The sequence below is a fragment of the Bradyrhizobium symbiodeficiens genome (genome assembly GCF_002266465.3).
In the GTDB taxonomy this organism is placed as follows: Bacteria; Pseudomonadota; Alphaproteobacteria; order Rhizobiales; family Xanthobacteraceae; genus Bradyrhizobium; species Bradyrhizobium symbiodeficiens.
This window is the reverse complement of sequence record NZ_CP029427.2, coordinates 1,230,656-1,249,891: the sequence shown is the minus strand read 5'-3', so window position 1 is coordinate 1,249,891 and position 19,236 is coordinate 1,230,656. Positions and strand designations below refer to the sequence as shown.

At 63.3% G+C, this 19,236-nt stretch carries 15 protein-coding genes and 1 tRNA gene; 4 read left to right on the top strand and 12 right to left on the bottom strand.

The genetic code is table 11. The features are described from left to right. Positions 1 to 183: 183 nt before the first annotated feature. Entirely contained in the window at positions 184 to 1,128 is a 945-nt protein-coding gene (locus tag CIT39_RS05875) for an AEC family transporter (RefSeq protein WP_094972993.1), read from the top strand. 117 nt (positions 1,129 to 1,245) lie between these two features. Next, the gene (locus CIT39_RS05870) at positions 1,246 to 1,479 is read left to right on the top strand and encodes a hypothetical protein (RefSeq protein WP_162308313.1); all 234 of its coding nucleotides are present in this window, start codon (positions 1,246 to 1,248) and stop codon (positions 1,477 to 1,479) included. Between the two features lie 223 nt (positions 1,480 to 1,702). Here the strand turns inward: CIT39_RS05870 and tenA are convergent, their stop codons facing one another. The 5 genes from tenA to CIT39_RS05845 all read right to left on the bottom strand — a co-directional run bounded on the left by tenA (position 1,703) and on the right by CIT39_RS05845 (position 6,984). After that, positions 1,703 to 2,377 carry a thiaminase II gene (tenA, locus tag CIT39_RS05865; protein ID WP_094973480.1) on the bottom strand — a complete coding sequence of 225 codons (675 nt, stop codon included), beginning with the start codon at positions 2,375 to 2,377 and terminating at the stop codon, positions 1,703 to 1,705. Between the two features lie 211 nt (positions 2,378 to 2,588). After that, on the bottom strand, positions 2,589 to 4,943 hold the full coding sequence (locus CIT39_RS05860) for a S8 family peptidase (RefSeq protein WP_094972994.1): 2,355 nt from the start codon (positions 4,941 to 4,943) through the stop codon (positions 2,589 to 2,591). A gap of 12 nt (positions 4,944 to 4,955) precedes the next feature. Beyond that, positions 4,956 to 5,948 carry an AAA family ATPase gene (locus CIT39_RS05855; protein ID WP_094973481.1) on the bottom strand — a complete coding sequence of 331 codons (993 nt, stop codon included), beginning with the start codon at positions 5,946 to 5,948 and terminating at the stop codon, positions 4,956 to 4,958. Between the two features lie 214 nt (positions 5,949 to 6,162). Then, positions 6,163 to 6,239: transfer RNA gene (locus CIT39_RS05850), tRNA-His, on the bottom strand. 313 nt (positions 6,240 to 6,552) lie between these two features. Further along, a complete protein-coding gene (locus tag CIT39_RS05845) occupies positions 6,553 to 6,984 on the bottom strand; it encodes a phasin (protein ID WP_094972995.1) in 432 nt (143 codons plus the stop codon). 633 nt (positions 6,985 to 7,617) lie between these two features. On the opposite strand from CIT39_RS05845, the gene CIT39_RS05840 reads away from it, so the two are divergent. Together CIT39_RS05840 and CIT39_RS05835 are read left to right on the top strand one after the other, a co-directional pair. Beyond that, positions 7,618 to 11,064 (top strand): PAS domain-containing sensor histidine kinase, encoded by a 3,447-nt coding sequence (locus tag CIT39_RS05840; protein WP_162308866.1) that lies wholly within the window; start codon positions 7,618 to 7,620, stop codon positions 11,062 to 11,064. A 265-nt stretch (positions 11,065 to 11,329) separates the two neighbouring features. Next, complete coding sequence (locus CIT39_RS05835; RefSeq protein WP_244607521.1) at positions 11,330 to 12,370, top strand: AI-2E family transporter; 1,041 nt, start codon at positions 11,330 to 11,332, stop codon at positions 12,368 to 12,370. Between the two features lie 49 nt (positions 12,371 to 12,419). Here the strand turns inward: CIT39_RS05835 and CIT39_RS05830 are convergent, their stop codons facing one another. The 7 genes from CIT39_RS05830 to CIT39_RS05800 all read right to left on the bottom strand — a co-directional run bounded on the left by CIT39_RS05830 (position 12,420) and on the right by CIT39_RS05800 (position 19,101). Further along, positions 12,420 to 13,592: a thiolase family protein gene (locus tag CIT39_RS05830; RefSeq protein ID WP_094972998.1), complete on the bottom strand. Its 1,173-nt coding sequence runs from the start codon at positions 13,590 to 13,592 to the stop codon at positions 12,420 to 12,422. 267 nt (positions 13,593 to 13,859) lie between these two features. Further along, on the bottom strand, positions 13,860 to 15,449 hold the full coding sequence (gene serA, locus CIT39_RS05825; RefSeq protein ID WP_094972999.1) for a phosphoglycerate dehydrogenase: 1,590 nt from the start codon (positions 15,447 to 15,449) through the stop codon (positions 13,860 to 13,862). A 127-nt stretch (positions 15,450 to 15,576) separates the two neighbouring features. Then, a complete protein-coding gene (locus CIT39_RS05820) occupies positions 15,577 to 16,749 on the bottom strand; it encodes a phosphoserine transaminase (RefSeq protein WP_094973000.1) in 1,173 nt (390 codons plus the stop codon). A 79-nt stretch (positions 16,750 to 16,828) separates the two neighbouring features. Further along, entirely contained in the window at positions 16,829 to 17,035 is a 207-nt protein-coding gene (locus CIT39_RS05815) for a hypothetical protein (protein WP_094973001.1), read from the bottom strand. Between the two features lie 157 nt (positions 17,036 to 17,192). Continuing rightward, positions 17,193 to 17,657, bottom strand: a complete 465-nt coding sequence (locus CIT39_RS05810; RefSeq protein ID WP_094973002.1) for a GNAT family N-acetyltransferase — start codon at positions 17,655 to 17,657, stop codon at positions 17,193 to 17,195. A gap of 17 nt (positions 17,658 to 17,674) precedes the next feature. Continuing rightward, on the bottom strand, positions 17,675 to 18,265 hold the full coding sequence (locus CIT39_RS05805; RefSeq protein ID WP_094973003.1) for a glutathione S-transferase family protein: 591 nt from the start codon (positions 18,263 to 18,265) through the stop codon (positions 17,675 to 17,677). A gap of 74 nt (positions 18,266 to 18,339) precedes the next feature. Further along, the gene (locus CIT39_RS05800; RefSeq protein ID WP_181955139.1) at positions 18,340 to 19,101 is read right to left on the bottom strand and encodes an outer membrane protein; all 762 of its coding nucleotides are present in this window, start codon (positions 19,099 to 19,101) and stop codon (positions 18,340 to 18,342) included. Between the last annotated feature and the right edge of the window lie 135 nt (positions 19,102 to 19,236).

Sequence of the window (19,236 nt, the reverse complement as noted above, 5' to 3'; positions counted from 1 at the left end):
GAGACGCCCGCTTTCAGCGGGCTCCTCAGGATGGGGACGGAGTGCGTGGATGCAGTTTCAAAAGGCAATGAGGCTGATTAGCCTCATCCTGAGGAGGCGCGTCAGCGCCGTCTCGAAGGACGAGGCGTGCGCACCGGCCGCCGCGTCAAGTCATCTGCGATAGTTCTGGGAGCATAGCTGCGCATGGCCACCTTGCTGATCGTCGCGCCGGTGTTCGCGCTGATCGCGGCCGGCTATGCCGCGGTGCTGTTTCGCTTCGTCTCGGAGAGCGCACACAAGGGCATCAGCGAATTCGCCTTCAGCATCGCGATCCCTGCCCTCCTCTTCCGCACCATCGTCGTCTCGGAATTTCCCGATGTCAGCCCCTGGCGGATGTGGGGCGCCTATTACGGCGCGCTGGCGCTGACCTGGATTGCGGCGCTCGCGATCTCCGCGTCGCTGCGCGCACGGCGCGAAGACCGCGAGGACGGCGTGGTTTTCGCGATCGGCTCGGTCTACGGCAACATCGTGATGCTCGGCATTCCCCTCGTGCTCTCGGCGCTCGGCAACGAGGCCGCAGGCCCGATGGCGCTGATCCTGTCGGTGAACACGCCGCTGCTCTGGCTCTGCGGCATCCTGCAGATGGAGCTCGTCAGCAGCAAGCGCACCGGCTCGCCGCTCTCGGTGATCCGCCCCGTGCTGGCGGATCTCGCGCGCAATCCGCTGATGCTGGGAATCGGTTTTGGCGTGGTCTGGCGCTTCAGCGGCCTCGGCCTCAATCCGGTGGTGGACAGGACGATCGAGCTCCTGGCGCAGGCGGGTTCGCCGGCAGCGCTGATCGCGCTCGGCATCAATTTGTTCCGGTTCGAGGTGAAGGGCGAGATGCTGAGCGTGGTCGTGCTGTGCGCGCTCAAGCTGCTGGCGATGCCGGCGGCCGCGTTCGTGCTGGCAAAGCTGCTCGGCTTGCCGCCGATAGCTGCCGGCGTGATCGTGCTGTTCGCGGCGATGCCGACTGGCGCCAACGCGTATATTTTTGCGGTTCAGTACAAGCGGCTGGTGAACCCGGTGTCCGGCGCGGTGGCGCTGGGCACGCTGCTGGCGGCGGTGACGTTGCCGGTGGTGGTCATGGTGGTGGCCCGTCTCAACTAGGCCGCCATGCGCGCACCGCTCCGGCAAGTCGCCATCCGCCGGATCAACGCAGTCCCAGGAACGACAGAATGATGCCAACCACGACCACGAGACCGACGATATAGATAATTCCGTTCATTGTTCAGCTCCTCAGCGTTCTTCCTGCCGAACTACAAACACCCTCCCGGCCGAAAAGGTCCGCCGCATCGATTGCTGTATTTTCTCGAAATGGACGCCAGCAGGATGATTGCCTCCCTCAAGGAAGACATCGAGATCATCGAAGCCGGATTGTCTCGATTGAACGCTCAGCGCGAGGAGCAGGAACTCGCACCCACGCCGCTCAGGCAGCCCAATCCACAATCGCGTCAATGAAAGTGCGGGCCTGGCGGATCGCGTCCGCCCTGGTCGCGCAGACCCCGACCGAAACGGTTCGGCCCTTTCCGACGGTCCACTGCCAGCCGGACAAATAGCGCATCTCAACGATGGAAAAGCTGACGCCGCGATGTTCCACGGAGGACCTCCGCTGACATGTTGCTGTGCGAGAAGACTACGCGAAATGATGAATTTGGTCCAGCGGGGACGGACGACAAAAAGGCTATTGAACCGGCTTGCCCGCGCGCCAGGCCATTTCCCAGAAGTCTGCCTCGAGGCGGGTGGCTTCCTTGAAGATCGCAATCAGCTCGGCCTCGCGGGCCGGCGTGGCGTAGCGATCGGCGAGCTGCTCCATATGCGCCCGCGCCTTGGCAGCGACCTCCTGGTACGGCGCGCCGGCATATTCGGCGATCCAGACGCGATAGGCGTTCGTCGCGGCGTCCGCGAGGGGGAGCGCGGCGAGCCGCGTTGCGATCTCCGCGTACCCGATCACGCAAGGTGCAAGCGCCACCTTGAGCGCCAGCAGATCTCCGCGCATCCCCGCATCCAACACGTAGCGCGTATAGGCCAGCATCTCCGCCGCCGGAGGGGCTTGTTCAAGGTCGCTCGGGGATAGGCCCCATTCGGCACAGAGCTTCACATGCAGATTCATCTCGACATCGAGGATGGCCGAAAGGCCGGCCGCCGCTTCACGCATGTCGGCAAGTCGCGGCGACTTGTAGACCGCGAGCGCGTAGGCGCGCGCAAACTCGATGAGGAACAAATAGTCCTGAACGAGGTAATGACGAAACGCCGCTTCGGGGAGCGAGCCGTCTGCCAATCCGTTCGTGAAGGGATGCTCGGTGTAGGCGCGCCACTCGACGGATGCGGCTGTCTTGAGACGATTGAAGAAGGTCACGATGGTTTTGGCCTGGGGTTGCTGGTCCATGATGACGTATTTGCTTCGGTACCGATAGCGTATCGCGAACCGGGGAGCTACGGCGACCGCGGACAAAACTCGGCTTTGAGCAGCGTTGCGGATGGGGCACACTCTGTGCCGAGAGTTTGATGCACTGTGACCGCAATTCATTGCACCAATTTGTGCACTGTCAGCGCAATTTGGTTAGCTTTCAGGCGCGAAGGCGAACGCGGAGTGCTTGATGGATGTTGATCTCAGCCTCGTGTTCTAACTCCACCGCAACAGCAAAGCGTTGATGCGTAATCTCCTCCCCGGCCCATCGGCGTTCCGCAAATACTGCGAGATAGTACTCGCCACCATAACGGTCGACATTGCGCTGCATTGTCATCGATGATCTTTGCAGCGTACTGGTGCCCCGAAGGTCCCGCGACGGGTCGAGCGGACATTTTGCCGAAGTCGCCAACTTTTCAAATGCCTCCTCTTCCTTTGTCCGATACCTAAAATGCTCGAAGATCGCTTCGGGCTGCATTCCACGGATTAGGTGATAGTTGAGACGTAGACCAAGGTATTCAAGCCGCGTGTGTCGAACTGGAGGATCAAATGCCAAGCTCACACGGATGTGTCGTTTGCCTTTCGTTGTCTGGAACTCTGTCGGTAACGGCACTCGATAGAGCGCAAACTGATCGGTAGCCAGTTCTTGGCGGTCCGCGACGAAGATGACCCGCCGCTCTTCCGAATCTAGGGCGCGAGCAACATCGGGAATGCCGTATCCCAGACAGGCACGTTGGCCATCCGCTCCGAATCTTTGAAGACATTGCAAAGCTTCGGAGGGCTGAACTGAAGAGACCCCAAGCAGAGCTCGCACCATATTAGCAGAGGCCATCGGCATCGCGCGAAGGAGCAATGCCGCTTTGTAAGCGATACGGGGTGCGGCCATTGAAGTTCCGGTCGAAGACGTCAGCAGTCCTGCGAGGTAGTCAGGACGTAAGGTCAACATCCCGGCGCTCGAATATTGATCACCCGACACGATGCGCTGCGTCATCCCGTCGAAAAGCACCGTACCGCCAAAATCCACCAAATCAGGCTTGATCGAGCCGTTTACGCCGGGGCCGCAGCGCGTGACGGGCGTCGGTAAGTTGAGCGACGCGATAGCTCGGAGTTCAGCTCCACCCGATCCGTCTGTAGGCAGTCCATTAGCATGCGCCAAACTTCCGACGGTTAGCGCAATGGCAGCGGTCGCAGGCTCGACAATCCTATTTTTTGCCGACACGAGGTAGTCCGGATAGGTCCGGGTTAATTGCTCCGCGTTCTGGCCCCAGGGAGCACGCACGCCTGCGGCAGAATTTCCAGCTGAAACAATGATAACGATGTCGAGCTCGCGGGCTAAGGTATCCAGCGTCGCCGCCCAAAGTGAGACACGTCCGCCTTCGTAGGGGATACGATGGGCATCGCCGAGCGCAACATTGACTATCCGACATCCGCGCTCGTGAAGCACGCGAATGGCCTTCTCCATCTGGTCAGGGATTGTATCTGTATCATCGAAGCGCCCCTCATCATTAACGACCTTAAGTGATATAATCCGTACGGGGCTTTCAAAGACCTTCCTATCGACGCATTCGCGGATATCTCCAAAAGCGGCAATGCCAGCGACTTTAGTCCCGTGTCCCCAAATATCGGCCGAGCCAAGTGCGTCAGGCACCCCTAACGAGGCCACTAGTGAAGGGGTCAGAAGCGGATGGTCTGCACTGCCACTGTCGATGATGCCGATGAGAGGAGCATCCGCGGGAGGCGGTGGCGCTCCAACCCCCTCAATAGTAACGATGGGCGGATCACGCTCGCCGAGATCGGGTATCGGCGGAGCGTCAATCTGTGCAACGGCAGGCAATTCAAGCAGATCACGCAGCACAGATCCGCGCATCCGGGCACGAAGTACGATCAATCCAACGGTGCCTACGTAGCGAGACAGGATCTCACCTCCAGCAGCCTCGACATGTTCGACAATCTTTTGCACGCGGACTTGGCGATCAAGCTGCGTTGGCGCATCCCAAAGCTCGACGTCGATAGCAAAATTCGCCCGTGCATCGAAATCGGCGGGCGCCGACTTTCCGTCGATGCGTAATCGGGGTCCAATACGATCGGAGGCTGAGAGGCTGAGAACCTCGTCGATGGCTGCAAAAAGCTGGTTGTAAGCCGGATTCTTCGCGTCGCCTTGGACACCTTTTTGATATTCGGCGAGTCGTTCGCGAAAAGCCGTCAACTCGGTATCATCACTGAACAAAACCAAAATGCCGCCGGACTCCTGAGCGAGCACTTTGAACCCTGCGGTGCGCCAAGTGTCTTCTTGAATCGGCGCACTCAAGCGCACCTTCAAGATAAGCTCAGGATCGATACCTTCGATTTTCGGAAGAGCCTCCTGATTTTTCGTGACCGTATCAATTTGCACAGTGATGTTGGCGGCATGAACCCTCGCACTTTCGCGAATAGGTGGAGCCACGGGCGCCGGCACTCTGCGGCGGTCAAGCATCTTTTCCAGTCGCTCAAGCGGCAGATGAGGAAGCTTCGCCATTTTGGCTGCAAGTCAGAGGTTTCGGTTGGAAGTCAAACCTTTGCGACGTGTTTCTTGCCGAAGCGCTGCAGCGAACTCGGTTTCACTGACGGATTTTCGCTTCTTTAGAACGGCTTTCTTAATTGCATCGACGCAGATTCGCTCAATGTCTGCGTAAGACATGCCGACAAGTTTACTGATCGTTCTTGAAAGGTCAAAATGAGCTGGAAAATTCGCAAACTCGCGGGCTAGTAGGAGTTCAATCTCTCGTTCCGTGGGAAGATCAAAAGAGAGTATGTCATCGAAGCGCCGCCACAGGGCCTCGTCTAAGAATTGCGGCAAGTTAGTTGCCGCGATCACAAAACCGGGCCCTTTGAAACGCTCGATCATCAAAAGGAGACTGTTCACGACACGGCGCAATTCGTTATGCTCTGCCGTGTCAGTTCTTGTCCGTGCAAGTGCATCAAACTCATCCAGAAATAAGATGGAAGGCTTGCTCGTGGCAAAGTCGAACAGGCGGCGCAGATTGCTGGCCGTTTCCCCAAGAAACGATGAAACAATCACGTCGATGCGAGCACTGTAGAGCGGCAGCGACAATTCTCGCGCAAGAACCTCGGCGCAAAACGTCTTCCCACAGCCGGGCGGTCCGGAAAATAGCAAGCGAGTAGAAATCGGGAGGCGATGACGTCGTAGCTCCTCCCTTCGGTGGCGCTCTTCAATAAGCCCTTCGATTAGCAACCGAGTATCGGGGTTTAGAACAATATCGTTCAGCCCTCGGGTGACAGCGGCTTCATCAACAAGGTCCACGGCCGGATTGATTTGGCTCGCAAGCGTGGTCAGTCCGGGCTGGGAAACTGCTTGGTAATCAGAACGCACGTTGGCGTCGAGAATCTTCCTGAGCGACTCGGCGAACGGCCGCTTTCCCTGATTGGCCGCATCATCGATGATACGAAGGGTCGCCGCGCGGAACTCTTGGTTCCGGCCAAAGCTTGCAACGAGCTTTTTGATATGGTCCGCCTTGGCCATCTTTGCCCTACCGTGCTGCCGATTCGACATGCCCACCCAGTGTATCGATCCTAGGGCACAGGTCCAAAAAACTCTCACACGCACTTCGGCCGGCTGCAATGATCCGGCGGCCGTTGGACACGTTCGAAATGCAGGAAATCGCTGGGACGGAATCTGGCCGGAGGGCGCGTGCAGATGGTGGCGCCTAAAGCGAAACGAAGTGTCCGATCATGATTGGTACAGTTGGGTGGGCTCGAACCACCGACCTCCTGTTCCACAGACAGGCGCTCTAACCAACTGAGCTACAACTGCATCCTTGCGAGCCGCGCCTTCGGAAGCGCCCTGACGGGCCGGTCACCGAGGGGGGCTGGACGGGGCGGAAACTAGGTGCAACGGCCGTTTTTGGCAAGGCCGCAAACGGACGAAAAACCGGGGTAAATCACCCTCGGTGCAATGAAATCGGGCTTGATGGCGACCGAAGCGAGGTTGCGGTCGCCTCGGCTGCCTGACGGCGGCACCCCCGTGAGGAGAGAGCCCTCTCCCGGCCTCTCCCGCAAGCGGGAGAGGTGAAGAAAAAACCCGGGCACTGGGCCCGGGTTTCTTAATCAATTCAGACCCGATCCGCTCAGGCGGCGGGGTAGAGCTTGGCGGCGGAGGCCTTGATCGGCTCGGCGGCGGCGGTGGCCGCGCGCTGGGCGATCTCGGCGAGCTCCTTGGCCTGGGCCTGGAAGGTCTCGAGCTGGGTCTTGGAATGGCCGGTCCAGAGCGCGAACGCGTCCTGGGGCGACTTCACGCTGAACAGCTGCTGGGTGAACTCGAGCTGGGCGGTGGTGTTCGCCTTCATGAACTCCATCACCTTGGCGGCGTATTCGCTCGCGCCCTTGTGGGCGGAGGAGAACACGGCCTCGACGGTGCCGTTATGGCTCTCGGCCGCGTCCTTGAACTTGGCGTAGTTTTCGCGGGCCTGCGAAACGCCCTTCTCGGCGAACGCACGCATCTGCTCCGGAACCTCGAACGGAATGACGGAGGCAGAGAATGGATCAGTCGCACCTGTCATGGTTGTCCCTCACGCTAATTGGAAAATGAAGTGAGCCTTCTGGCGCGCCCGCCGGCCAACCGGGGCCTTGTCTCAGCTTTGGAAACTGGCGGGAACGAAGACTGGAAACGCGAAACAAACGAGATGGCTCGTCCAGTGCCCAGCATTATGGCTGCCTATCATGTCAACATTGTGCAGCGCAACGCGCCAACAGGGTGCGGTGCGAAATTTAATCTCGGTAAGGGTGAGGTTCCGGTATGGGGGAACCGGGGGTTGAGGGTCGGGATGGTCGGCCATGCAGGCGGTTTGCTCCCTCTCCCGCCTGCGGGAGAGGGTCGGGGAGAGGGTGCTTCCGCAATGGGACAGCCCCAATGAGGAGAGAGCCCTCACCCGCGCGCGGGACGATGCTTCGCATCGCCCGGGGCGCGACCTCTCCCGCAAGCGGGAGAGGTGACCACCCAGGTCCCCCCGAATCCCTTGGATGAACCGGGCTGCGGCTTGCGGGTTTGGGCCGATTAAGGTTATCGCGGCTTAGGGCCGCCGCCGGGGCGTGGGGCCGTGGACCTGCCCGCGGGCGCGGGCGATACTAACCCTTTCTTAAGGCTGTCATTCCCGGCAGCCGCCACCCTCATGCGTGAGACCAAAGCCGGTCGGATGACGAGTTCGGATTTCCAGTTGCGAGGTGTGGGCGATCCCCGGCTGGCCGTGCATGCGACCTCGCCGCTCGCGACCTGGCTGTGGTCGATCGACGGGACGCGGGTGCTGTGGGCCAATCCGGTCGGCGCAAGACTGTTCGGTGCAGCGAATGGCTCGGTGCTGGCGGAGCGGACTCTTGGCCCGGCAGACGGCCATCGCCGCCAGATCGCCCGGCTCGCCCGGCAGCTGCCGGCCAACGGCACAGTGCGGCTGGAACGTCTGCGCGGCTTCGGCGCCCGGCTCGGCACGCTGATGACTTGCGCCTGCGCCCGGATCGACTTTGCCGATGGTGGACACGCGGTGCTCGTCACCGCGATGGACCCGGCCTTGCGCACCATGCCGCTGGTCGAGCGGCTGCATCGCCTGGTCGAGGGCGCGAAGACGCCGATGGCAGCGTTCGCGCCCGACGGCCTGTTCGTCGGCGCCAGCGCTGCCGCCCGCGCCCTGCTCGGCTTTCGCGATCTCGGCGAAGCGGGCCTCGAACAGGCGCGCAGCGATGCGCTTCGCGACGGCCGCGCCGAAACGCCGATCGGCATCGGCCAAATGGTGCTGCAGCGGGTCGGCCGAGGGGCCGATGTCGGGCTGGTTGCGCTGATCGAGCCTGCCGCGCAGGCTGCGCCGGAAGCGGCCGTGCCCGAGAGCACGCCCGAGGTCGCAGCAAGCAACGTGCCGGTCGAACCCGCGCCGCAGACTGAGGAGATGCCAAGCGAGCCGCCGCCATCGCACGATGCGCAGGCCGGCATCGCCCTGTTCGACGCCTTCGCCGAGCCGGTCGAAACAATTGCGGCCGCGGCACTGCCACAGGGCGAGGCGGCAGCGGAGATCGCAACGGACGAGCAAGCCGCCGCGGATCTGGTCGAGGAGACCGTGCCAGAACCGGAGCCGGACGCGCACGAGCAGAGCGCTGACGTCGCGCCAAAGACTCCGGTTGAAAACCCGCATCAAGCCATCGTGTCGCCGCAGGCTGCGCCGATCACATCGGGCATGGTCGAGCCGTCGTCGGGTCGGGAAACGTCGGGCCATGAGCCGCCCGCACCGCGTCAGCATCCGCTGCGCTTCCTCTGGCAGTTGGATGCAGAGAGTCGCTTTGTGCTTCTCTCCGACGAATTCATCCACCTGATCGGCGCGCGCACCGCCTCAGCCTTCGGCCGCCCCTGGCACGACATCGCCGGGCAATTGTCGCTCGATCCTGATGGCCGCGTCGCAGAGGCGCTTGCAAGCCACGACACCTGGGCCGGGATCACCGTGAACTGGCCGGCCGACGGCGACGAACATCTGCCGGTCGAGCTCGCGGGCCTGCCGGTCTACGATTCCTCGCGCAACTTCGCGGGCTTCAAGGGCTTTGGCGTCTGCCGCGATCTCGACGGCCTCAACCGACTGGAAGCGCTGAGGCGTTTTGAACTGGTGGCCGAGCCGCCGGCGCAGCACGCCCTACCAGCCGAACCGGTCGCGCCCGAGGCCGAGCCGCTCGCGGAGGCGCCGCCTCCGCCGATCGAGCCGCCCGCATCCGAGCCCGAGCCGACACCCGAACCTGAACTGCCAGAGCCCACCAGCGACGCGAATTCACACTCAACCGATCCGGACAGACAAGTGGAAACGCCAGTCGAAACCCCTCCGAATGTCGTGCCGTTCCGCCAGCACGGCGATGTCAGATCACTCAATGATCAGAGATCGCCGACGCTGACGCCGGTCGAGAACAGTGCGTTCAACGAGCTCGCCCGGCAATTGTCCGAACGGCTCGAACGCGAGCGCGAGACGATCGCCACTGAGGCTTCCGAGCCCGTGGTGGAGATCACCACCGAGCCGCCGGCGCCGGAGCCCGAGCCGCAGCACACTGCGGCCGAATGGCTGACCGAGCCCGCGCCACCGCCACGCGGCGCGAGCGCGCGCGACCGCACCCTGCTCGACCTGTTGCCGACGGGCATCCTGATCTACCGGCTCGACCGCCTGCTCTACGCCAACCCGGCGTTTCTCGCGCGCATGGGCTATGCCGGCCTGAGCGCGCTGGAGGACGCCGGCGGGCTCGATGCGCTCTATGTCGAACCCGGCGTGTCCTTGGCCAGCAGCACCTCGCAAGCCGGCACGCCTGTCACGATCAGCGCGACGCTCGCGACCGGCGAGCAGCCGCTTGCAACCACGGAAGCGCATCTGCACACGATCGACTGGGACGGCGAGAGCGCGCATGCGCTGATCTGCGCGCTGCCGCAGGCATCGCCTGTCATCGCCGAGACGATCGTTGCCGAATCCGTCGTCGCCGAATCCTTCCCCTACGCGCCCGAGCTGGACTCCACGGCCGGCGAAGCCGAGGCCGAAGATCTCGCCGCGATCCTCGACACCACGGCCGAGGGCATCGTCATGTTCGACGCCGAAGGCAACGTCTACGCCTGCAACCGCAGCGCCGAGGCGCTGTTCGGCTATGACGGCGAAGCGTTGCTCCAGCAGAATTTGGTGACGCTGTTCGCGCCCGAGAGCCAGCAGATCGTCGTCGACTATCTCGAGAGCATGAAGAGCCAGGATATCGCGAGCCTGCTCGACCACGGCCGCGAGGTGCTGGGACGCGAGAAGAAGGGCGGCGTCATTCCGCTCGCGATGATAATGGGCCGCACGCGGCCCGACGGCCCGAACTTCTTCGCCGTGTTCCGCGATCTCTCTCAGAGCAAGAAGGGCGAGAACGAGCTGACGCAGGCCCGCCACCTCGTCCACAGCGCGGCCAACGCCAAGGCCGACATGCTGGCGCGGATCAGCCACGAGATCCGCACGCCGCTCAACGCCATCATCGGCTTTGCCGAGGTGATGATCTCCGAGCGCTTCGGCACGCTCGGCAACGAGCGCTACGGCGAATACATGAAGGACATCCGCGCCTCCGGCGAGCGCGTCATCGCGATCATCGACGATCTCTTGGAGCTGTCGCGGATCGAGACCGGCAAGCTCGACCTGAACTTTGCGAATTTGAACCTCAACGACCTCGTCGAAGCCTGCGTGACCGTGATGCAGCCGCAGGCCAATCGCGAGCGCATCATCATCCGAACCTCGCTTGCGCATGCGCTGCCGCAGGTCACGGCGGACGCGCGCGCGATGCGGCAGATCACGATGAACCTGATCTCGAATTCGATCCGGCTCGCCAGCGCCGGCGGCCAGGTCATCGTCTCGACCGCGCTGTCCGACCGCGGCGAGATCGCGCTTCGCATCCGCGACACCGGCCATGGCCTCAGCGAGCGCGAGGTCGCCGCAGCGATGGAGCCGTTCCGCACCCCGCCGCCCGGCGATGCCGCCGACAGTGCAGCGCTGAGCCTGTCGCTGACCAAGGCCCTGGTCGAAGCCAACCGCGCCCGCTTCAACATCAAGAGCGCGGGCAACGGCACGCTGATCGAAGTGGTGTTCGCGCCGGTGGTGGCGGGGGCGTAGGCGGCGCATTTGTGGGACGGGTAGGCCGGTCCCGCGGAGGAGGTGTGACTGCCGGTTTTTCCCGGTAGGAACCGAATGGCCTGTCGCGGCTTAGAAGCACACTTGCTTTGCGCCTCACCTGCCCTTCCGCCATGACTCAGCCTCTCAACGACTCCTGGTCCTGATGCCCGGCCGAGCGAAATCAGCGGCGACCAAGCCTCCGGCCGTGACGCGGGCTGCGAGTGCCGCCCAACGGAAGCCGCTTCCCTCCGGTGCGGGCGCGCGCATGAATGCCCGCATCGCCCTTGCTCTCGCGCTGGCCGCGCTCGGCCTGTGGACGGCAGCCGGCTTCCTGCCGGCGCTGATCTGGGCGGCGATACTCGCAACGACCTTGTGGCCGCTCTACACCACATTCGCACAACGCATCGCATCCGGCCCTTCAGCGGCGGCCCTGATCTTCACTCTCATCGTCGCTCTCGTGCTGTTCACTCCGATGGCGCTTGCGATCTATCAGATCGCCGAGCAGGGCGACGTGCTGGTCGGCTGGGTGAAGCGTGCCGGCGAGAGCGGGGTTGAAGTGCCCGACTGGCTTGCCCGCCTGCCGATCGCGGCCGAGAGCCTGCAGCAATGGTGGCGCAACAATTTGTCGGATCCCAAAGCTGCCACGGCCTGGCTCAAGACTGTCAACATGGACGACGCGTCAAACCTGCTGCGGACGTTCGGCGCGCAATTGCTGCACCGCCTGTTCCTGATGTTCTTCTCGCTGGTTGCCCTGTTCGTCCTGCTCCGCAACGGCCGCCTGCTCGCAAGCCGCTTCCTCGAGACATGCGACAAGCTATTCGGGGAGGCAGGCGAGGGTCTGGTGGAGAAAATGGTCGATGCCACGCGCGGCACCGTGAACGGCACCGTCCTTGTCGCCGCTGGCGAAGGCCTGCTGATCGGCGTCGGCTATCTGATCGCAGGCGTTCCCAATGCCATCATTTTCACGATTCTCACCACGGCGTTGGCGATGTTGCCGTTCGGCGCCTGGGTAGCCTTCAGCGCTGCGGCGCTGATGCTGGCCTCCAACGGCGGCAGCGAATTGGCGGCCGCCGGTGTCTTCTTCTGGGGAGCGATCGTGATGTTCGCCGGCGATCACTTCGTCTGGCCGACCCTGGTGGGCGACTCCGCCCGGCTACCGTTTCTGCTCGCGTTCGTCGGAATCTTCGGCGGCCTGACCGCGTTCGGCCTGCTGGGCCTGTTCCTGGGCCCGGTCATCATGGCGGCGCTGATGGTGGTATGGCGCGAGTGGATCTTCCGACCTGTCGTCAGCGATACCGCGGCTTGATCCGGCGCGGCGCGTAAGGTGACGCCTCGCGCCGGATCTGTTCCCCGGATCAGCTGTAGATCTCGAACAGGCCGGCGCCGCCCTGGCCGCCACCGATGCACATCGTCACGACGCCCCACTTGGCCTTGCGGCGTGCGCCTTCCTGCAGCAGATGGCCTGTGCAGCGTGCACCCGTCATGCCGAAGGGATGTCCGATCGCGATCGAGCCGCCATTGACGTTGTACTTGGCAGGATCGATGCCGAGTTTGTCGCGCGAGTAGAGGCACTGGCTGGCAAAAGCTTCGTTGAGCTCCCAGAGATCGATGTCGTCGATCTTCAGGCCATGACGCTTCAACAGCTTCGGCACCGCGAAGATCGGGCCGATGCCCATCTCATCCGGCTCGCAGCCCGCGGTCGCCCAGGCGACGAAGCGGCCGAGCGGCTTGAGGCCGCGCTTCTCGGCGTCCTTGGCTTCCATCAGCACCACGGCCGCCGCGCCGTCGGAGAGCTGGCTGGCATTGCCGGCGGTGACGAACTTGCCCGGGCCCTTCACCGGCTCGAGCTTGGCAAGCCCCTCCAGCGTGGTCTCGGGCCGGTTGCACTCGTCGCGGTCGACGACGTAGTCGACGATGCTCTCGGCCTTGGTCGCCTTGTCGACGACCTTCATCCTGGTCTTCATCGGGACGATCTCGTCCTTGAACTTGCCTGCCTGCTGCGCGGCCGCCATACGACGCTGCGACTCCAGCGAATACTCGTCCTGATATTCGCGGCTGAGCTTGTAGCGCTCGGCGACGATGTCGGCGGTGTCGATCATCGCCATGAAAATGTCGGGCGCGACCTTGAGCAATTCAGGATCGATCGATTCCTTCGGCGTGCCGCCGCCCGGCATCGAGATGCTCTCGACCCCGCCGGCGACGATGCAGTCGGCGCCGTCCGAGCGGATCGAGTTGGCGGCCATCGCGATGGTCTGAAGCCCCGAGGAGCAGAAGCGGTTCACCGAGACGCCGGCGGTGGTCTTCGGCATACCGGCGAGCAGCGCGGCCTGGCGGCCGATGTTCGGCGCGCCATGGGCGCAATTGCCGAGATAGCAGTCCTCGACATAGTCCTTCTCGACGCCGGCGCGCTTCACCGCGTGCTGGATGGCGTGGGCCGCGAGCGACATCGGCGGCGTGATGTTGAACCCGCCGCGGCCGGATTTTGCGAGGCCTGTGCGCGCATAGGAAACGATGACGGCTTCACGCATGTGTTTCTCCCTTGTCGAACGATTTTGAACGGAGCGTGGATACGAGGCGTTCTGGGCGCCATTGGTACACAAAGATTGGAGGCTACGGAAAACAAAAACGCCGCCTCCGGTGAGGGAGGCGGCGTTGTTCCGCGGGTCGGAATATCAATGTGAGCGTCACTCTACCCACACGTCATGCCCGGGCCTGTCCCGGGCATCCACGTTCTTGGTCATGCGTCAGTAGGCGTGGATGGCCGGGACAAGCCCGGCCATGACGACAGTGAGAGTTTAGAACGTCAGCGCCTTGGCCTGCTTGACCTGCGGCAGCGCCTGCACCTTGGCGAGCAGATCGGCCGGCACCGCGCCGTCGACCTCGACGAGGGCGATGGCATCGGCGCCGGGGGCGACGCGGCCGAGATGGAAGGTGGCGATGTTGAGCTTGGCATCGCCCAGGAGGCTCGCGAACTTGCCGATGAAGCCCGGCTTGTCCTCGTTGGTGATGTAGATCATCGACTTGCCGAATTCGGCATCGACGCGGATGCCCTTGATGTCGACGAGCCGCGGCTTGCCGTCGGCATAGACGGTGCCCGAGACTGAACGCTCCTGCCGCTCGGTGGTGACCGTGACGGTGATCAGGCTCTCGTAGTCGCTCTGCGCGGCGCGGACGATCTCGTCCACCACCATGCCGCGCTCCTTGGCGACAACAGGCGCGGACACCACGTTGATCTCACCCAGCATCGGCCGCAGCAGGCCCGACAGCACGGCGGAGGTGATCGCCTTGATCTTCATCTCGGCGACATGGCCCTCATAGGTGATCTCGACCTTGAGGATGCCGCTCTCGGTGAGCTGTCCCGCGAACGAGCCGAGCTTCTCGGCGAGCGAGATGAACGGCTTCAGCTTCGGCGCTTCCTCGGCCGTGATCGAGGGGAAGTTGACCGCGTTCGAAATCGCGCCGGTGAGCAGGTAATCCGACATCTGCTCGGCGACCTGGAGCGCGACGTTCTCCTGCGCCTCGGTGGTGGAGGCACCGAGATGCGGCGTGCAGATCACGTTGGGATGACCGAACAGCACGTTCTTGGTCGCGGGCTCCTCGACGAAGACGTCGAAGGCGGCGCCGGCGATGTGCTGGGAATTGAGCGCATCGACCACCGCCTGCTCGTCGACGAGGCCGCCGCGGGCGCAGTTGATCAGGCGCACGCCCTTCTTCATCCTGGCGATTGCGGCAGCGTCGATGATGTTCCTGGTCTTCTCGGTCAGCGGCGTGTGCAGCGTAATGAAGTCGGCGCGCTTGAGCAGATCGTCGAGCTCGACCTTCTCGACGCCGATGTCCTTGGCGCGCTCCGGCGACAGGAACGGATCGAACGCGATCACCTTCATGCGCAGACCGAGCGCGCGGTCGGCGACGATCGAGCCGATGTTGCCGCAACCGACGACGCCCAGCACCTTGCCCGTGATCTCGACGCCCATAAAGCGGTTCTTCTCCCACTTGCCGGCCTGGGTCGAGGCGTCGGCCTGCGGGATCTCGCGCGCAAGCGCCAGCATCAGGGTGATGGCGTGCTCGGCGGTCGTGATCGAATTGCCGAACGGCGTGTTCATCACGATGATGCCCTTGGCCGTGGCGGCGGGGATCTCGACATTGTCGACGCCGATGCCGGCGCGGCCGATCACCTTCAGCTTCGCCGCCTTCTCCAGGATCTTGGCGGTTGCCTTGGTCGCGGAGCGGATCGCAAGGCCGTCGTAATTGCCGATGATCTCGGCAAGCTTGTCCTTGTCCTTGCCGAGGTTGGGCTGGAAGTCGACCTCGACGCCGCGGTCCTTGAAGATCTGCACGGCAGCGGGCGAGAGCGCGTCGGAAATGAGAACTTTGGGTTTGGTCATGGGAATGATCCGTGGTGCGAGCTGCAGTTACGGAATGTCACCCGCGGGCCTGACCCGCGGGTCCATCTCTCTTGGTCGATGGATGGCCGGGTCAAGCCCGGCCATGACGAGAATGAGTTGGAACGCGTTACGCCGCCTTGGCTAGCGTGGCCTTGGTCTCGGCAAAAGCCCAGTCGATCCACTGCGTCAGCAGTTCGACATCCTTGGCCTCGACCGTGGCGCCGCACCAGATGCGCAGGCCGGCCGGCGCATCGCGGTAATACGCGAAGTCGTAACCGGCGCCTTCCTTCTCGATCAGCGCCACCAGCTTCTTCGAGAACTCCGCTTGCGCGTCGTCCGAGAGCGAGGTGATCGCGGGGTCCGTGAACTTCAGGCACACCGAGGTGTTGGAGCGGATCGCGGCGTCCTTGGCCAGGAAGTCGATCCACGGCGTCTTCGCCTTCCAGTCCGCCAGCACCTTGGTGTTGGCATCGGCACGCGCGATCAGAGCCTTGAGGCCGCCGATCGACTTGGCCCAGTTCAGCGCATCGAGGTAATCCTCGACGCACAGCATCGACGGCGTGTTGATGGTCTCGCCGACGAAGATGCCTTCGTTGATCTTGCCGCCCTTGGTCATGCGGAAGATCTTCGGCAGCGGCCAGGCCGGCTTGTAGGTTTCCAGCCGTTCCACCGCACGGGGCGACAGGATCAGCATGCCGTGCGCGGCTTCGCCGCCGAGCGCCTTCTGCCAGGAGAAGGTGACGACGTCGAGCTTGGCCCAGTCCAGCGGCTGCGCGAATGCGGCCGAGGTGGCGTCGCAAATGGTCAGGCCTTCGCGGGTCGCGCTGATCCAGTCAGCGTTCGGCACGCGCACGCCGGAGGTGGTGCCGTTCCAGGTGAAGACGACGTCGCTCTTGGGATCGACCTTCGACAGATCGGGAATTTCACCGTAAGCCGCGTTCAGCTTGGTGACGTCCTTGAGCTTCAATTCCTTGACGATGTCGCTGACCCAGCCTTCGCCGAAGGATTCCCAAGCGAGGGTGGTGACGGGCCGCGCACCGAGCAGCGACCACAGCGCCATCTCGACCGCGCCGGTATCCGACGCCGGCACGATGCCGATGCGATAATCGGCGGGCACTTCAAGCACCTCGCGCGTCAGATCGATCGCGAGCTTGAGCTTGGTCTTGCCGACCTTCGCGCGATGCGAACGGCCGAGGGCTGCGTCCTTGAGATTTTGGGCGTTCCATCCGGGGCGCTTGGCGCAGGGGCCGGAGGAAAAATGCGGCACGTTCGGCCGCGAAGCGGGCTTCGCTACAGTCATATTCTACCCTTCCAGATAGTAAGCCTCCCGTTGGGGGGAGGTGTCCCGCCGCGGCTGATACGGGAAACGGGAAGAGTCGTCAAGGAAGTTCCGGGGCCTCACGCGCGAGTGATGGCTCATCCGGTGCAATATCGGGGGATTCGACCGCGGCAAGCGCGTTCAGCAAGCCGGTGGCTTCGCTGATCAACTGCGCGGCACGACGGCGGCTGCCGACTTTCAAAATGCATTTGTCATTGGCCTGCACAACGTAGTCGTTGCCGACCTTGATCATCGAATAGCTTGTCATTGCAATCCCCGAACCGACCGAGCCCGGTGTCAGACGCTGCCTAGCACCCTTCGTTCCCGGCTCAACGTGAACGACGGCCGGGTAGTTTATCAGCTCTTAATATGAACGCATGCGCGATCCGAATTTGCTGTTGAAGCAACGCACGCGAGGAGCTGCTTCAAAAGCGGACAGTCATGCCGACGTGGCTCGCCGCGAATCCGAGCCGCTTGTAGAAGCGCTGCGCGTCGACGCGGCTCGCATGTGTCAACAATTCGACCAGATTGCAGCCGCGCGCCTTCGCTTCCGCGATCGCCCATTGCACCAACCGCTCGCCGATGCCGCGACTGCGACAATCGGCAGCGACGCGAACGTCTTCGAGCAGGCCGCGCACGCCGCCTTGGGAGCTGATGCCCGGCAGGATCGCGAGTTGCAGGCAACCGACCACCCTGCCCTCGCTCTCGGCAACCACGAGCGTGAGATTCGGATCGCGCTCGACCCGGGCGAAGGCATCGTCATAGGCGGCAGGCAACGGATCCTCGACGCGCTCGCGCGCGCGGCCGAGATGATCGTCGGCGAGCATCGCCACGATTGCTGGAACATCGTCGCGGCGCGCGCGGCGAATGGAGACGGATTCGGCGTTCATGTCAGACAACTCCAACCTCAGCGCGCCGGCGGGAGGCCGAGAAACACTTCGACCTCGCCGATCCAGCGGCGGAGAGCGGCATAACGGCCGAGATCGAAGCCGCCTTCATGCGCAAGCCGGGTATAGGCGAGCAGCGAGACGTCGGCGAGCGAAACCTCTTCGCCGGCGAAGAAGCGGCTGGCCGCAAGATGCTGCTCCATGCGGTCGAGCGCCGCATAGCCGCGCTTGACCTTTTCGGGGTCGAGCTCGGATGCGTCCTTGCCGAGATAGACCATCTGGAAGCGGCACACCGCGATATAGGGCTCGTGGCTGTACTGTTCCCAGAACAGCCATTCGTCCATCTTGGCCGCCGTAAAGGCGTCGCGCGGAACGAGCGCGCTGTCGCGGGCGAGATAGCGGATGATGGCATTGGACTGCGCCAGCGTGCGGCCGTCGTCGAATGCGACGGTGGGTACCTGGCCGGTGCCGTTCATCTTCAGGAATTGCGGCGTGCGCGTCTCGCCCTTGCGGGTGTCAATCTCGATCCACTGGTAGGGCGATGCGAGATGATCGCAGACCCATTTCACCTTCAGGCAATTGCCGGAATTGCTGTCGCCGTAGATCTTCATCGCTGCCGCCCCGCTTCTGGAGCAACAGAGCATCAGGGCTCGCGGGCGCTGTCAATCGGCGCCATGCGCGCCGGTCAGAACTTGTAGCCGAGCCCGGCGCGGACGGAATTGACGTTCGACTCGATGTCCGACGTCACCCGCTGGTATTCGTATTCGGCACGGAGGAACAGGCCGCCGACCACCATGACGTCGACGCCGAGGCCGCCGGAGTATCCATAGACCAGCTTGCTCTTGCTCGTGAACGTGGTCGCGGGCAGCACCGGCGACGGCGACGCCGAAGCGTAGCGCTCGACGGTCTGGCTGCCGACCCCGCCGCCGATGAAGGCGTAGGGCAGGAAGCATCCCCAGGCGTAGCCGGCCCGCGCGCGCAGCGATCCGAAGTCGGAAACGCCGACCACCGCGGATGTCGCGGCGGTGGCAACGAGTACATTGAAGCCGTTGAACGTCTGTCCTACCGAGCTCGACGTCGACTTGAAGCCACCGTGAATGTAGTTCGCCTCGATACCGAGCACGACATCGTCCCATTGCCCGTTATAGCCGGCAAACGCGCCATAGCCGGCGCTGTTGCTGTGCGCAAACGCGAGCGGTTGCCAGTTGTAGGCGGGCCCCGGCGAAACGAAGGTCGACTGGATGTCGCTGTTGATGCCGGGAGACACCTTCGACGTGATCGCGCCGTACTCGCCCTGGCCACCGACATAGTAGCCCTGCCAGTTGACGCTGGAGTTGCTAAGCCCGTCAGTGAAGCTGCCGCGAAGGATCGGCAGATCCGGCATGTCTGCCGCATGCGCGGCAGACGCCGTCCCCAACATCGCCGCTGCCAACAAAAGCCCACGCATCGCAACGCTCCATCGAACTCGAACTTTCACCTGTGATCATGGCTCGTTAACCTTAACCAATGGTTGCGTTGGGCACTTTCATCACGACGCGCCATGAAAAATACGCACAGCAAAACGGCGCGGGATGATCCCGCG